Raw genomic sequence first — 16,437 nt, 5'->3', positions numbered from 1 at the left:
CAGAGCTATTATGAACACATTCAATTTTAAAAAGAGCCAACTTGCGGCTTCTGTGTCTCTCATCATTGCTGCGAGCACATTAAACACAGCTATTGCGGCAGAAGCAGAAACAAGCGTTTCATCTGATGTAGAAGTTATTGAAGTAAAAGGTATTCGTGGTTCACTTATTCGTTCTATGGATATGAAACGCGACTCTTCTGGCATTGTAGATGCCATTTCATCTGAAGAAATGGGTAAATTCCCAGATACCAACTTAGCAGAATCATTACAACGTATTACCGGCGTATCGGTGAGCCGTGCAAACGGTGAAGGTAGCCAAATTACAGTACGTGGTTTTGGTCCTGAGTTTAACTTAATTACCTTAAATGGTCGCCAAATGCCGGGCACAGGTTATACACGTTCGTACAACCTTGAAAACATCGCCTCTGAAGGTGTAAGTGCCCTTGAAGTATTTAAAACAGCACGTGCAGATGTGCCAAGCGGTGGCTTAGGTGCAACAGTTAATATTTCTACTGCACGCCCTTTTCAAAAGCCGGGTCAGAACTTTTCAGCAACCGTTAAAGCAAACCACGACTCATCAAACGAAGCTGGCGATGACGTAACACCAGAGTTTTCTACTGTTTACAGCAATACTTTTGTAGATGATACTTTTGGTTTTGGTTTTTCGTTTTCGCACCAAGAGCGTGACTTTCAAAAACAAAGTGCCAATATTCAAGGCTGGCAAGCAAACGTAGACCTACCTGATTTAGATAGCAGCAACGTTGTTGATAACCGTACAGATACATCAGGTAACTACTACTTCCCTAAAGACATGAACTACTCTATTGAAGATGTAGAACGTGAACGTACGAACGGACAAGTTACTTTTCAGTTTGCACCGGTAGATGGCTTTGTAGCAACACTTGATTACACCGCAAGTAAAGCTGTAACAGGTTCTCAAAGTATTGGTTGGGGTATTTGGAACGACTTTGGTAGCAATATTAATGGCTACGAACTAGATGAAAATGGTACAGCTGTTTATGCTGATATTAGCGGTAACGATGCATCATTCACAGCTAATAAAGGTACTACAGAAGTAAAAGCGCGCTCTCTAGGTTTAAATCTAGATTGGGAAATTAACGACACGTGGCACGTAGAGCTTGATTACCACGACTCTAAAAACGAAACTGATAACGGCGCCGACAACGGGCTGGGAAGTGCCGGCCAAGTAATTTTAGGTTCTGATCAGCTAGCTAATAAAATTTATGATTACCGTACGGGCGAAGTACCCAGTGCACAAGTTAATTGGTTAAATGGCACAAGTGAATTAACGCCTGGCGAAATTGATTCAAACTTTAGTCAGTTTATTCATTCACCAGGTGAATCAAACATTGAACAATTACAGCTACATACAACATGGTATAACGAAAGTTATGACATTGGTTTAGTTAAAGTAAAATTTGGCGCATCACGTACAGAACAAAACACTGGTGGTTACACCGCGTGGAGTGGTTTAGTAGGTGGTCCAGGCTTTAACCCATCGTACACAGAAATATTCCCAGATAGCATGTTTACCCGCAACGACACATCTGGGTTATTAGATCAGTTTGATGGCGGCGGCAGCAACTTACAACCTGGTTACTACTATACCTACGATTTTGACGAAGCTGTTGCACGCCAAATTGCTTATTTAACGGCTGATGTAACCGGTGGCGATGCATACGCCGCAAATGCCTATATGGATGGTATTGACAGCGAAAGCTACGTAGAAGAAATCACTAATAGCTTTTATGTTCAATCAAGCTGGGAATTTGACGTAAGTAACTACTACGTAAAAGTAAATGCAGGCCTACGCTATGAGCAAACAGACGTAACCAGTACTGTACGTCAACGCGTTGAAGATCAAGTTAATTGGATCAGCGCTTCAGAGTGGATCATGCAATACGCTGCTGGCGGCGATGATAACTTCTTAGAGCAACAAGGTGATTACGATGTTTTACTGCCTTCAATCGACGTAAGTGTTGATTTAACTGAAGACGTAGTAGCCCGCGTATCTTGGGGTAAAACAATGTCGCGTGCACCACTAGGTAATTTAGCCGGTGGCCGTAGTTTAACAGGCAGCCCAAAACCAGGTTCTCGTACAGGTAGCCAAGGTAATACAAACTTATTGCCGTTTGAATCAACAAACCTTGATTTATCACTTGAGTATTACTATGCAGAAGGCAGCTACGCGTCTGTTGGTTACTTTAAAAAAGACGTTGATAACTTTATTCAAACCACCATTACGCAAACTACTATTGATGGCTTGCACGATATTTTAAACGGCCCTCGTTACTTACAAGCCGTAAGCGATATTGAATCACGTGGCGAGCAAGCAACAACCGACGCTATTTTTGCACAAATGATTGCCAGCGGTTACGGCAATGCAAATGGCGTTATTGAACCAAACAGCGACGATCCGCTAATTACATGGAATATTAGCCAGCCACAAAATACCGACAGTAAATCGGTAGATGGTTTTGAAGTAGCTGTTCAGCACTTAATTGGTGAAACCGGTTTTGGTGTTGGTGTTAACGCAACATTTGTAGATGGCGACGTTGAATTTGATAGCGAAAGCCTTGATCAACAAGCACCACTTACAGGCTTAAGTGACTCAGCTAACTTCCAAGGCTTTTACGAAAAAGACGGCCTATCAGTTAAAATTACTTACGCATGGCGCGACTCATACCTAATTGGTGTTGGCCAAGCTCAAGGTTCAGCTGATGCGCCTCCGCAATATGCTAAAGCGTATGGCCAATGGGATATGAGCGTTAACTACGATGTAAACGAAAACGTAACGGTATTTTTTGATGGCATAAACTTAAACAATGCAACCGAAGAAGGTTACGGACGTTACGAAGAGCAGTTCTTATTTGCTAATCAATACGGTCCGCGTTACTCAATTGGTGCACGTTACACGTTCTAACTAAATTTCCTTTAGTAAAAATGCAAAAAACCGCTCACTGAGCGGTTTTTTATTGTTTTAAATAGTAACCTGTTAGTAAGTGATTAAGCATACATACCATCGATATATCAAACCACAGTAACTCCTTTTAAAGCAAACATTTGTGGAATGGGCAGGCTTTTCTATTCGTTATTCGTTTTGGGCTAAAGCGTATTATGAGCAACAAAAAGCCAAGGGTAAGCCGCATAACAGCATAATTAGATCACTGGCATTTAAATGGATAAGGATTGTATTTAAGTGTTGGAAAACGAATACACCCTACGATGAATCGACGTATTTAGCGGCCTTAAAACGCAGAGGCTCACCACTTTTAAAATTTGCAGTTAATAGCTAAATTTTACTAGTCGTCCACCTCAGGGCGTGTTGTTAGCTTCATTTACTTTGAAACTAGAATATATAAAAAACTTATTGTTACTTACAAGATCTTTTACAACGCAAGTAACTTTATATACACCAATAGGATCATTATCCTCCGCTATTAATCCTACGCGATCAATAGCTAAACCTAATTGACCTTTAGGTAATGCGGGTTTGTTTTTCCATAATTCAGTATTTTTATATTCTGCATAGATTGATCCATCTGGCTTGAGAATTTGGTAATCAACCTCAGCTATACAATTCCCATCTGCATTAGCAGAACAACCACTAAATAAAACTAAAGCTTCAATTGGTTGGCCTTTTTCTACATTCTCAGATGGTAATATATGATAACCAGGAGTTGGAGCTTCCCAGTTGTTTAACATTTTTTGAGAATCCGTGGTCATGAATATCATGGCACCAAATTCGCCAGAAGATCCTTGAAAGGTGTTTGAGTTATCTGGTTTATTATTCGTATGCCATTCTTCAGAATTTACAGAATAAGACAATAAACACATTATTATTAATAGATACTTGATGATGAATCCTCCATGAAGCTAACAATTTTGTCTACGACATTTGTCGTTTTATAAACCGACAAATGTCCATATATTACAATGCGTTTATCTTAGCCAGCAAATAACCATCTGTAAACAATTAGTTAACTATAAGTAGATTTCCATTAATGCTGTAATACACCAAAGTGGTGGAGATCAGTAATATCAGACAAAATATAAATTACTGTCGATATATACAGCGGCTATTTATAAAATAGTACGTATTATTAAATCACATTCTAACGCAGTTAATGAATTATTTAGAGAGCTGAAATTCTAACGTTTTAATTCAATTAGTATCCTATTTATGTATTACAACAAGCTGTGAGTGGTGCAATGAACATCTTAAAATGAAAAAGCGCTACAAATATGCAGCGCCCTCATTACTGAGTGATTGTTGTATTAAAAAAATTTTTTATTTAAAAGAAGCCGAGCGGATCTTCGCTGTAGCTCACTAATAGGTTTTTAGTTTGCTGGTAGTGATCGAGTGCGAGTTTGTGCGTTTCGCGCCCTATTCCTGATTTTTTATAACCACCAAACGCAGCGTGTGCTGGGTACATGTGATAACAGTTAGTCCACACTCGCCCTGCTTCTATTTTGCGACCCATACGATAAGCACGGTTCATGTTTCTGCTCCACACACCTGCGCCTAAACCAAACTCAGAGCTGTTGGCAAGTTCAAGTGCTTCGGCTTCATCTTTGAAGGTCGACATTGAAATAACAGGGCCAAAAATTTCTTCTTGGAACACACGCATATCATTTGTCCCCTTTAATAACGTAGGTTGTATGTAGTAACCACCGTTTAAATCGCCACTTAGTTGCTCTGCGTTACCGCCAGTGAGTACTTCGGCGCCTTCTTTTTTACCTATTTCAATGTAGCTCAATATTTTATCAAATTGCGCTTTTGAGGCTTGTGCGCCCACCATGGTTTCGCTATCGAGTGGGTTTCCGCGTTTAATTTTTAAAGTACGTTCGAGTATTCGCTCAATAAACTGCTCGTAAATGTCTTCTTGAATAAACAGCCTTGATGGGCACGTACACACTTCGCCTTGGTTAAAGTAAGCAAGCACGGCGCCTTCAATGGCTTTGGATAAAAACGCGTCGTCTTTTTCCATTACATCGTTAAAAAATATATTAGGTGATTTACCACCGAGCTCGACCGTGGAAGGAATAATATTTTCAGCAGCACATTTCAAAATATGTGAACCTACAGGCGTTGAACCCGTAAATGCAATTTTAGCGATACGCTTGCTTGTTGCCAGTGCTTCACCCGCTTCTTTACCAAAGCCGTTTACTATATTTAATACGCCTGCTGGGAGTAGGTCGCCAATTATCTCCATTAAAACTAAAATAGAAGCTGGTGTTTGCTCTGCGGGTTTTAAAATTACGCAGTTACCTGCAGCAAGTGCTGGCGCTAGTTTCCAGGCGGCCATTAAAATAGGGAAGTTCCACGGAATAATTTGCCCAACAACCCCTAGTGGCTCATGAAAATGATACGCAACGGTCGTTTCGTCTATTTCTCCAATGCTGCCGTCTTGCGAGCGCAAGCACCCTGCAAAGTAGCGAAAGTGATCGGCCGCTAGCGGAATGTCAGCAGCGAGTGTTTCACGAATTGCTTTACCGTTATCCCACGTTTCGGCTACGGCAAGTAACTCTAGGTTTTGCTCAATTCGGTCGGCTATTTTTAGCAGTATGTTACTTCGGTCGGTCACCGACGTTGTGCCCCACTGCGCTCGCACTGCATGCGCTTTGTCGAGAGCCAGCTCTATGTCGTCTTTGTCTGAGCGCGGTATTTGGCAAAATACTTTCCCGTTTACTGGGCTTATATTATCAAAGTATTGGCCATTCACTGGCTTTACCCACTCTCCGCCAATGTAGTTTCCGTATTGTTGTTTAAAGGTAATTAGTGCATCTTTTTCGCCTGGATTTGCATAAACCATAGTGACACTCTCTTGTTGTTATTAGCTAAAAGTCGAGCTGTTAAATAAATCTTTTTGCTCTATATTTAATCAAGCGCTGTTTTATAATTGAGCAGCATTGATTGACATTAAACTAACAAGCGCCTAATAACTTGATTAGCTGTCCACAAAAGTTGTCTGTGAGTCCACACTAATAAAAACCTAAAGGATTGATATGCACACATCTCAGTTAAACAAAAAACGCCAACAACTTGATGTATTAATAGAAAATAAAGTTACGTTCGCTGCAGATAGCAGCGAGTTGAGCATTTACGACACATATCAAAGCGCGCAAAAGGTGGCACTGCACTCAAATGAGTTACTGTTTTGTGCCATGCTTAGCGGCAAAAAGGTAATGCACGTAGAAAGCAGCCAATATCATAAAGCATTTTTACCACACGAGTCGTTTGTACTAGCACCAGAACAAGGTGTATTAATTGATTTTCCACAAGCATCAATGCACGCCCCAACTACTTGTTTAGCGATTGAAATTAGCACCGACAAAATAACTAGCGTGGCGAATGCACTTAACATGCAGCAAAACTTTGCACACGATGGCTTATTTGAATATGTACCGCAGTTAGTGCATACCCAACATAATATTCAAACGCAGCAATTATTAGAGCGCATGGTGCATTTATTTAGCGAGCAAGGCGCACAGCGACATTACTTGATTGATTTGTCGTTAAACGAATTAATCACCCGTTTACTACAACAACAAAGCCGCGAGCTATTGCTGGCTAGCTGCGATAAGCCACGCCTTAAAACAAAAGTCAGCGATGCCCTGCTTTATATTGAAGAACACTTAAGTGAAACGCTCGACATAAATACCTTATGCAAAATAGCCTGCATGAGCCGCAGTAAGTTTTATCAGCAGTTTAAACTTGCATTTGGCACTAGCCCAGCCCTTTGGCAGCAACAATTAAGACTTAAAAAAGCGCGTGCTCAATTGCTACAAGGCCATGCAATTAGTAAAGTTTGCTTTGATGTTGGATTTAATAGCGCGAGCCACTTTAGTCGTTTATTTAAACAAACGTTTGGCATTGCGCCTAAAGAGTGTCGACATTAGCTCTAAAAGGGCATTACCTGAGTTGGCTGATATAATTTAAACGATTAAAACCCCATATTACGGGGCTTTAAATTAGAGTCATATCTATTGCTTTATAAAGGTGACACCTTTAGGTATTTCATCTTGGGGTAATCGAGTAGAGTGCATTTGCGATAACAACCATTTATCGCCCACTTTTGATACAACGGCACTTTCTAACCAATAAATATCAATACTTCTTTCGGTGTTTTTAATATTGGCTTTATTCCAGTAATTAATAAAAGCAACATCACCCACTACACGCGAATTTATAACACTAAAATAATTAGTTCTTATAAAGTCAGAAGGCTTAACAACATTTATAAAGTCATTAATAGTCCACACTTCACCGTGCTCTAAAAGTAAAAATGAATCATCAACGGCTGCACGCATTTGCGTGTGATCAACGTTAGAAACAGCCAAAAAAAGATCGCTCACCGGCGTGAATATGTTGTTATCTTTTGCATGTATCGATGTCGAAAATATCAGGAATGTAATAAAGGTAAGTACTTGTTTCATTGTTTTTATAATGTGTAGTTTGCTCAATAATAATGAGTGTATTTTAATAGAGCAGTATTAACAATTGAAATAAACCGAATGTAACTACCTAACAATGTTACCCATAGAGCAAAAAAGCACTCTATAAGAGTGCTTTAATTTAAGTTTTCAATAAAGCTATTCATCTAGCCAATCTATGGCTGCGGTAGCATTTTCAAAGTATTGAACCTCACCCGATATGAACCAGTTACCTATTTTTGCCATTCGAGCTTGCCACTCTTTATTACCGTAAATAGCTACTTTTTTAAATTCTTTAGAGTGCTTAACACCTAACTTTAAGTCATCCCACGCTGCGCGTAGTTCCCAGCCTTCAAGTTCGCTACCATCTATTAAGGCGTTCACGACTGGGTGCTTAACTTCGCCAAGAGCTGAGTTTATCATTGGGGTAATTATTTTGTAGTCGTCGTGAGTAAGCGTACCAACGGCTTTAAGTTTTAAAAAAAACTCTCTTCCTGCACGTTCAAGACCAATCGATAAACCATGTGTTGTGTGTACCATTACTGCTCTCCTTAAATAGGCTGAGTAGTAAAAGTACACCTTCTAAAATTAATTAGTCCTGAACTAGATCATTAAATAATCTCAAATAAACGACTCAATTACGCATTTTGTACGCGAGATATCTGGTTTTCTACATCAGTTAAATGGCCCGTTTTAAGCCATACTTTTGCACCATTACTTCCCGCTTTAACGTTAACAGAGCTGTTAATAGGCACTCTTAACCAACTGTTTTTTACAAAGGTATCGGCTTGCTCATCAAATGAGCCTTCAAGTACTAGCAGCTCTGCTCCTCCTTTTGCGTTTATAACCATGCAGGCGCTGGGCTTAAAGTGCAACAAGCTTACGTCTTCAAAGCTGTCTTTGTATAAAGGGGTTACGGCTACATTTTTAAAACTAGGGTGCGCCGTACTTTGCGTCAAGTCTGTTTGTAAACGCACGTGGGTTCGATCATCTGGCTGAAACTGCCATAACTTTACAAATATAACGCAGCCATTTTCAGACCTCGGTTTGTGCTTTGATTGCGGTGGGTTACGGATATAAGAACCTGTCACAAAGTCACCATGTTCATCTTGAAATACCCCTTCAAGCACAACAAACTCTTCACCGCCTGTATGAACATGCGGCGAAAATTCACTGCCAGGTGCATAACGAACAATAGTCGTTGCGCGAGCAACTTCGTCGCCCACACGGTCCAGTGCTCGTCTATCAACACCCGCCATTGGCGATGCAACCCACGGTAGCGTTTCGCTATGTACCACAACTCGTTTACTAAAATCGGCAGCAATTTTCATATTTGGCTCCTAAGCGTAACTTCACTTAAATTTTAAACTAACAACCTAATTAAGCCGCAACACTTGGGCGTTTTGCTACTTTTTCTTGCCATGCAACTAAATGGGTTAACTCATTCGGGATTGCTATTTGTGCAAATCCAGCAAATACCAGACCAGCATACAATGTAATATCAGCAATACTAAACTGCTCACCAGCAACAAACGCCGATTGCGCTAGTACATCATTAAAATAGCTAAACCCTTGGCGTGCTTTTTCGCCTTGTTTTTCACCCCAAGCCACATTTTGATATGTTTCAAGCTCTGGACCTAAACCATCAGTTGCATGATGAAAGTAAGTTGCCACAGCGTCAAGCACCATAGATTCTGCGCGCTTTTGCATCATGTTAATTACTGCACGCTCTTTTGCGGTTTCACCCATTAAAGATGGGCCTTCAAATGCGGTATCAATATACTCAGTAATAGCGGTACTTTCTGATATAAACGTGCCGTCATCTAGCTCTAATACCGGCACACCTGCTAATGGGTTTTTAGCTAAAAAGGCTTCTGTTCTGTGCTCACCATTTAATAAATCAACAGGTACAAACTCAACATTTGCAGTGGCATTTTTTTCAGCTAAAGCGATACGAACACGAAGTGGGTTTGGAAAATTTTCTACATCATAAATTTTCATAGCAATCTCTATCTTTATTGTTTAAAAGTGAATTAATGGCAGCAACCTACCTACCGATAGGTAATTTATAGTATTAAACTAAATTTAAGTCAACGTTTAAATTTTTCTGATTTATAGGATTTAACTTAATTCATAATAAAATTAGGGGGTTGCTTAAAAATAAAAACGCTTGTAAATAACTACCTACTGGTCGATAATTTTACTATACCAATTGCATTAAATAAGTGATCTATTATTGCGCTAAGAAAATAGCGCAATAGCAAGGCGAGAATTATGAGATATAGTTGTTCTATATGAATAATTTTTAACGCAGTTAGTGAGTTGTTTAATGCGATAGAATGATCATGTTTTAATAAAATTGGTATTACTGCAGATAGGAAATATTCAAAATGAGTAAAAAAGAAGCTTTATTAAAAGCAGCTGAAAACAAGGTGCGCCTTGGCGGATACAGTAATTTTAGTTTTAGAGAGCTCGCCAGCGAAGTTGGAATTAAGAGCGCCAGTGTGCACTATCACTTTCCGACTAAGGCCGATTTAGGTGCTGAGCTTGCTCATCAATATACTAATTCTTTTTTAGCTGCGTTAGGCGAGCCAAGCGAGCTTAAAGCAAGCGGTAAAAATCCTATTGATGTGTACACTCAGCTTTTTAGAAGTGCATTAGTAACCGATCGTAAAATGTGTTTATGTGGTTTGCTAGGAGCCGAAAGCGATAGCCTTCCAGATAAAGTACGCCTTGAAGTAAAACGCTTTTTTAATCAAAATTTAACATGGCTTAGCGCTGCGCACTTAGCTAATGGTGACCTCAACCCTACTAAAGCGGCTATTCAAACAGTGAGCCTGCTTGAGGGCGCTATGATGATAAGCAAAACGCTCGACGATAATAGTTACTTTGAACTTGCAACTCAGTAATACCTAAATTTAGTACACAAAAAAAGCGAGCTATTCATAATGAATAGCTCGCTTTTTTAATGCTTGAAATAACTTATGTGATTATTAAACCGCTGTTGGTTTAACTTTATGCTTAGAGTGCACAATAGCTAAAACAATTAAGCCAATCACTGTTACTACAGCACCAATAGGTTTACCTAAATCACTTGATAAGTTAAGACCAATTGCGGCAGTACCAATATAAGAAACCGTTACCGCAGTTGCTATAACAGCAGGAACACTCGCAATCCAATGGAATGTACCACGGTCAAACAAGTACTTAGTGGCAAGCCATAATACGCTTGTAGAAAGCAGCATGTTTGAAAATGCAAAGTAGCGCCAAATTAATGAAAAATCGAGTTTCGTCATAAAGTAAGCAATAGTAAGTATAGGTACAGCCACTAATAAGCGATTACGTAAACTTTGCGGAATATTAAACGCATCAACAACTGTTAAACGTAATGAGCGGAACGCTGTATCACCAGAAGTAATTGGGAAAACGGCTACTGCAATAATTGCCATTATACCGCCAAATACACCTAAGTAACTGTTAGCTACATGGTTAACAACTAAACCTGGACCACCTTGATCAAGCAATGCTTTTAAGCCCGCGTAACCATCTGGGAACGCTGCAATACCAGCAAGTGCCCATACACAACCTACAATACCTTCACACATCATTGCGCCGTAGTAAACTGGACGTACGTATTTTTCGTTAGTTAAACAGCGCGCAATAATTGGCGCTTGAGTAGAGTGAAAACCACTAATAGCACCACAGGTAATTGTTATAAATAACAATGGCCATGTTGGTAGTCCATCTGGATTTGGCTCTAAAAAGTCATGTGCGTGATCAGCTTCAAAGTAAGCTAAAAAGTCACTTGGTACCGGTAAGTGCGGCGCATTAATAAGTAATGAAATAGCAATTGCCACTGTCATTACAATCATTAGCGCACCAAAAATTGGGTAAAACTTAGTAATGATTTTATCAATTGGTAGCAAGGTAGCTAAAAAGTAATACGCTAAAATAGCGAGTACCCAAAAGGTATTATTTGCCAGTATTGTACCTTCAAAAAAATCAAGGTTACTTAGCAAACCTGCAGGGCTCATAATAAATACCACACCTACAAAAAACAGTAGCATGGCAGTAAATACAAGCATAAAGCCTTTAAATACGACGTTGTAATAATGGCCTGCGATTTCTGGTAGGCTTTTACCGTCTTCTTTTATACTCATTACACCTGAGAAGAAGTCGTGTACAGCGCCACCTAAAACATTACCAAGTACAATCCATACTAGTGCAACTGGTCCGTATAAAGCACCTAAAATTGGGCCAAATATTGGACCTACGCCAGCAATGTTTAAAAACTGAATTAAAAATGCTCGTACAGGGTGAATAGCTACGTAATCAACACCTTCGCTAAAGCGTTTTTGTGGTGTGTCAGCAGTTGAATCCAAACCGGCTTGTTTTTCAACAAATGGGCTGTAAAACTTATAGCCCAGTATTAAAATAGTGAGGCAGATAAAAAAGATGATCATAAAGCACGTTTCTCTTTTTGTATTTTAGTTATAGAGCGCATTGTGTGTCGCCCCGCCTTTTCAATCCGTGAATAATCGACGAACAATAACAAAGCTTCAACCCTCAAACAATAAGACGTTTAGCTAATACAATAATCGATATAAGCCACTATTTACGCAACCTGCACACTTAACGCTCCACATTGAATATTTATTACACACGTCTTATTTTGGGCACAAAAAAAGCGGTTAAACTTTTACGTTATAACCGCTTTCACACACAATGTTTTTTAAAGTGGGTTCATAAACTCACTAATTTGTTGATGCGTTAAAGTAGGTGTTGCGCCAGAACTTTCGGCGACCATTGCTCCAACGGCACATGCAAAGTCAACGGCATATTGCGCGTCGTCGTTGCTACAAAGCTGATAAATTAACGAACCTAAAAACGAATCCCCTGCGCCAACAGTGTCAATTACGCTAATTAAATAACCTGAATTATAAAAATTCTCGCCTTTGATTGTTAATAAAGCACCGTGGCTACCTTTGGTTACACATAAGTAATCGGTATTTGTTTGCTGTGCTATAAACGCTAAATTTTGTTCAAGCGAATGAAACTTACAACCCATCGCTTTTGCTATTTCGTATAGCTCTTCATCGTTTAATTTAATAAAGTCTGCTTTATTCATTAAATCTACAAGTGTTTCTAGCTTGTAATGCGGTGCACGTAGGTTTACGTCAAATACTTTAAAGTTTGCTACATCAACTAGTTGATTTAATGTTGCCAGTGACGCTTCGCTTCGCCCAATTAGGCTGCCAAATACAAATACATCGCTACTTTTAACTTTACTAAGTAACTCATCAGTAAGCGCTATATTATCCCACGCAGTGTCTGCCACTATTTCATAACTTGCTGAGCCGCCACTGTCGAGTGTTACCTCAACCGTGCTGGTTTTTTTGTCACTATTAATAGCAATGTATTCGCAGCTTACGCCTTTGCTAGTAATTTCGCCTAGTAGCTCAGCGCCTAACTCGTCGTTGCCAACAGCGCTGATCATATCGGCTTTAATGCCTAGTGAGTTGATACGCACACACATATTAAGTGGCGCGCCACCTAAGCGTTTACCTGAATCAAAACAATCCCACAGCACTTCGCCAAAGCAGCTAACACTTACGTTTTCGCCTGATTTATGATTAATTAAAATGCTCATAATTAGTTACTCTTTTGATCAAGTACAGCCTGCATAATGGCTTTAATTTTACTATTAGGTGCATACAACGCAGCAATCGACTTTTTATATTCAGCAGTAAACGTTTCGTTATGCTCAAGCTTACCAAACAAGCTCGTTAACTTTAAAAATGCAGACGGGCTAGTTTGAGTCTCTTGCGCGTAAGAATTAAGCTCTTTGTGCATCGCATCTTGAATTTCAAGCTTTTCGCCGTTTTCACTTAAACCTTTATCGCTGTATAAACACCAAGTTGCAATAACAAGCGTTGCCAGTGACACATCGCGACTTTGTACTAGGTTTTCGTTAATTGTGGCAATTAAAAACTTAGGCAGTTTAGCTGAGCTTTCACTACAGATACGCGCTAGGCTGTCTTTAATATTAGGATTAGCAAAACGCTCTATTAACGTATCTTTGTAGCTTTCAAGGTCAATGCCTTCAAGTGGTTCAAGATTTGGGGTTACTTCTTTATCCATAAAAGCACGTAGGTATGTGGCAAATAATTCATCCGATACCGTTTCATCAATAGTGCCATAGCCATGGATTGAACCTAATAAACCAAGTACAGAATGCCCTGCATTAAGTAAACGTATTTTCATGGTTTCATAAGGCGTTACATCAGTAACAAACTGAGCACCAACAACATCCCAATTTGGACGAGAGTCACTAAATGTGTCCTCTATTACCCATTGTGTAAACGACTCACAGGTAATTGGCCACTCGTCGCTAACACCATATGCATCAACCACGTAATCAATATCACTCTTTTTAGATACCGGTGTAATACGGTCAACCATCGCATTTGGAAACGATACGTTTTGCTCAATCCACTCACTTAGGTCTTTGTCTTGCTCTGTAGCAAAGGCTAAAAGCATTTTGCGTGTTACGTTACCGTTGTGCTGAATGTTATCGCACGACTGCACTGTAAATGCGCCTAAGCCTTGCTCTTTACGCAGTTTTAACGCGGCAGTAATGTAACCAAACGCTGTAATTGGGTCGTTCGGGTTATTAATGTCGTTAATAATATCTGGATTACTGTAATCAAACTCGCCCGTTGCAGGGTTAAAGTTGTAGCCGCCTTCGGTAATAGTAAGCGACACAATTTTAGTATCGCTGTTCGCTAACTTATTAATTACCGCTTGTTTGTCCTCTGGAGCAAACAAAAAGTCGATCATTGAGCCTATTACTTTGTTATCTATTTTACCGTCTGGGTGTCTAACAGTAAGCGTATAAAGGTAATCTTGCTGCTTTAAAATATCACGCAGACCACGGTTACCCTCTAAAAGGCCAACACCACATATGCCCCATTGTTCAGAGCCTGGGGTTTTTAAAAGCTCGTTAACATATACCGCTTGATGAGCACGATGAAAACCGCCCACGCCAATATGAACAATACCGGCTTTAACTGCGCTACGGTCGTAGGTTGGTGTATCAACATGGCTTGGTAATTGAGCCAAGCTTTGTTGGTTTAGCCCTGTAACTAGAGCGTCAGTGTGTTGATGTTGCGTCATGGTGCGACCTTACTAAACAAAAATAAAATATAAATTACGATACTGTATTACGATAAGTAATTACGATGCTGTATTGAGTACTTTATGGCGTTTTAACGACCAGTACGCAGTAACAAAATAAATAACAGTACAAATAAAACAGGCTATTTCGAATTGCGATTTATTAGCGCTGTACATACTCATAGTTTCACTGAAAAACATCACCTGGCTGGCAAATATAAAAATAATAACCAGTGAAACCGTAGAAACCGCATTAAGTACTTTGGTAAATACAGAGCTGTCAATTACTGGCTTTGGAATGTCTTTAGCTTCAGCAGCTTGATATTCTTTAATATCACGTTGCTCTTGCTCTTCTGCTTCAATCTCTTGTGTGTAATCTTCACCGGCGCCGTATTTTTTAGCTAAAAGCGTATAAATAACGATTGTGAAAATCCACGTAGGAATAAACAAGTAGTAAAACGACATTACATCAATAGCATTTAAACCAAAGCCAAACACAAGCGCTAACGCCCAAGATGCTATAGCCGGTACGCTGCGGGTAATATTTTTATATTTAGCCCAGTAACGTGTTAGGCCAATTTTAGGAAATAACACATGTTCAGCAAACACAATGCCGCCTACTGGCACAACTAATAAGCCTGCGTAGGTAAGTAGCGGAAGCATTTGTGAAAATACAAACGGGAAACACGCAATAATCACGGTTACAACACCTACAATAGCGGTTGTGCGTTCACGTGATTGATTAACAAATATAGATTGTGCTGCAAGACCTGCACGGTAAAGGTTTGCGTTAGCTGTAGTCCAACCGGCAATAATTACAATAACAAAGCCAGTCCAACCTAATGCATGGTATGCAACATCGCCCGGATCAAGTGATGAAATAGTTGTTTTAAGTAATACCGCAACACCTGCGCCCATAATACCGGCAGAGATCCACGCTAAGTAATGACCAAAAAACATGCCCACGCCAGAAAACAAGCCATAGCTTTTGCGTTTAGCAAATCTAAAAATAGCCATGTCGATTAAACCAAAGTGAGTAATTGAGTTAGCAGCCCATGCAAAGCCAATCACTTCTAATAGGCCAATGCCTTTTTCACCATCGGCATTGGTGCCCGTCCATATGGAGGAGTCGCCTATGGTCATAAAGTCGCTAAAGCTAGTTAAAGAGGTAGAACCTAATACGTGATTTGAAAGCTCAGGGAATAACGCGAACGAACCTGCAATAAATATAACAAATAGCCACGGCGCGCACAGTTTCGAAAAGTCAGCAACCGTAGAAAAGCCATACATCGCAACAAACACAACAATAGAGCCAACAGCTAAAACAATGGCTACAAACCAAAAGCTATTTGGATACCAATCAAGTTGCGCAGGTATATCAAACAAAAACCGCACGGCGGTGGAGGATACCGTGATCATGGCGGCCGATATAACACTAAAAATAACCACGTTAGCCCAGTTATAGAGCTTGGTCATTGAGTTACCAGCGATTTTGTTTAAGTAGTTATATAAACTTAAGCGGGTTTCTACTGCAATGGGTGCAGTAATCAGCCACCAAGAACACATTGCTAACAGGTTACCTATTAATAAACCCAGTAGAATGTCGATGGTTGAAGCGCCTAATGCAACAAACGTTGCACCAATAACAAATTCAGTAGCCGCAACATGTTCGCCAGCATATAGCCCTGCAAAATGTTTCCAGCCATGAAGCTTATTATTAGCAACAGGAAGTTGTTCTTCGTTTACATCTTTAAATGTTTGTGTGTGTGGACTCGTTGCCATGGTATTTCCTATTGTTAACAG

General features: G+C 39.9%; 13 protein-coding genes and 1 pseudogene. 4 read left to right on the top strand and 10 right to left on the bottom strand.

Features of this window, described 5'->3' with window-relative positions:
- The first annotated feature begins 10 nt into the window (after nt 1-10).
- Complete coding sequence (locus AAEY68_RS05430; RefSeq protein WP_024592918.1) at nt 11-2,944, top strand: TonB-dependent receptor; 2,934 nt, start codon at nt 11-13, stop codon at nt 2,942-2,944.
- Between the two features lie 127 nt (nt 2,945-3,071).
- Nucleotides 3,072-3,317: pseudogene (locus AAEY68_RS21910) on the top strand (IS110 family transposase); the annotation flags it as partial.
- 19 nt (nt 3,318-3,336) lie between these two features.
- Here AAEY68_RS21910 and AAEY68_RS05425 read toward each other — a convergent pair.
- Together AAEY68_RS05425 and exaC are read right to left on the bottom strand one after the other, a co-directional pair.
- The gene (locus AAEY68_RS05425; RefSeq protein WP_139016246.1) at nt 3,337-3,849 is read right to left on the bottom strand and encodes a hypothetical protein; all 513 of its coding nucleotides are present in this window, start codon (nt 3,847-3,849) and stop codon (nt 3,337-3,339) included.
- A 467-nt stretch (nt 3,850-4,316) separates the two neighbouring features.
- Nucleotides 4,317-5,837: an acetaldehyde dehydrogenase ExaC gene (exaC, locus tag AAEY68_RS05420; protein WP_350585637.1), complete on the bottom strand. Its 1,521-nt coding sequence runs from the start codon at nt 5,835-5,837 to the stop codon at nt 4,317-4,319.
- A gap of 193 nt (nt 5,838-6,030) precedes the next feature.
- On the opposite strand from exaC, the gene AAEY68_RS05415 reads away from it, so the two are divergent.
- Nucleotides 6,031-6,924, top strand: a complete 894-nt coding sequence (locus AAEY68_RS05415) for an AraC family transcriptional regulator (protein ID WP_024593261.1) — start codon at nt 6,031-6,033, stop codon at nt 6,922-6,924.
- A gap of 84 nt (nt 6,925-7,008) precedes the next feature.
- Here the strand turns inward: AAEY68_RS05415 and AAEY68_RS05410 are convergent, their stop codons facing one another.
- The 4 genes from AAEY68_RS05410 to AAEY68_RS05395 form a co-directional block, all read right to left on the bottom strand.
- Nucleotides 7,009-7,461 carry a nuclear transport factor 2 family protein gene (locus AAEY68_RS05410; protein WP_007584284.1) on the bottom strand — a complete coding sequence of 151 codons (453 nt, stop codon included), beginning with the start codon at nt 7,459-7,461 and terminating at the stop codon, nt 7,009-7,011.
- Between the two features lie 156 nt (nt 7,462-7,617).
- Nucleotides 7,618-7,998: a SpoIIAA family protein gene (locus AAEY68_RS05405; protein WP_002960091.1), complete on the bottom strand. Its 381-nt coding sequence runs from the start codon at nt 7,996-7,998 to the stop codon at nt 7,618-7,620.
- 98 nt (nt 7,999-8,096) lie between these two features.
- Nucleotides 8,097-8,789 (bottom strand): cupin domain-containing protein, encoded by a 693-nt coding sequence (locus tag AAEY68_RS05400; protein WP_350585636.1) that lies wholly within the window; start codon nt 8,787-8,789, stop codon nt 8,097-8,099.
- 49 nt (nt 8,790-8,838) lie between these two features.
- On the bottom strand, nt 8,839-9,459 hold the full coding sequence (locus tag AAEY68_RS05395; RefSeq protein ID WP_024593260.1) for a glutathione S-transferase family protein: 621 nt from the start codon (nt 9,457-9,459) through the stop codon (nt 8,839-8,841).
- 389 nt (nt 9,460-9,848) lie between these two features.
- Between AAEY68_RS05395 and AAEY68_RS05390 the strand changes: the two genes are divergently transcribed.
- Nucleotides 9,849-10,367, top strand: coding sequence for a TetR/AcrR family transcriptional regulator (locus tag AAEY68_RS05390; RefSeq protein ID WP_010553607.1), 519 nt, complete (start codon nt 9,849-9,851; stop codon nt 10,365-10,367).
- A gap of 84 nt (nt 10,368-10,451) precedes the next feature.
- Here the strand turns inward: AAEY68_RS05390 and AAEY68_RS05385 are convergent, their stop codons facing one another.
- The 4 genes from AAEY68_RS05385 to AAEY68_RS05370 all read right to left on the bottom strand — a co-directional run bounded on the left by AAEY68_RS05385 (nt 10,452) and on the right by AAEY68_RS05370 (nt 16,416).
- Nucleotides 10,452-11,921: a carbon starvation CstA family protein gene (locus AAEY68_RS05385; RefSeq protein ID WP_010553606.1), complete on the bottom strand. Its 1,470-nt coding sequence runs from the start codon at nt 11,919-11,921 to the stop codon at nt 10,452-10,454.
- Between the two features lie 269 nt (nt 11,922-12,190).
- On the bottom strand, nt 12,191-13,108 hold the full coding sequence (locus AAEY68_RS05380; RefSeq protein WP_007584308.1) for a carbohydrate kinase family protein: 918 nt from the start codon (nt 13,106-13,108) through the stop codon (nt 12,191-12,193).
- A gap of 2 nt (nt 13,109-13,110) precedes the next feature.
- Nucleotides 13,111-14,634, bottom strand: a complete 1,524-nt coding sequence (locus AAEY68_RS05375) for a mannitol dehydrogenase family protein (RefSeq protein ID WP_350585635.1) — start codon at nt 14,632-14,634, stop codon at nt 13,111-13,113.
- A gap of 60 nt (nt 14,635-14,694) precedes the next feature.
- A complete protein-coding gene (locus tag AAEY68_RS05370; RefSeq protein ID WP_024591939.1) occupies nt 14,695-16,416 on the bottom strand; it encodes a purine-cytosine permease family protein in 1,722 nt (573 codons plus the stop codon).
- Between the last annotated feature and the right edge of the window lie 21 nt (nt 16,417-16,437).

The sequence above is a fragment of the Pseudoalteromonas sp. RB2-MNA-CIBAN-0110 genome, from assembly GCF_040309305.1.
Lineage (GTDB): Bacteria > Pseudomonadota > Gammaproteobacteria > Enterobacterales > Alteromonadaceae > Pseudoalteromonas > Pseudoalteromonas arctica.
Note: the sequence above shows the minus strand (reverse complement) of the source record. Positions and strands in the feature narration are given on the sequence as shown.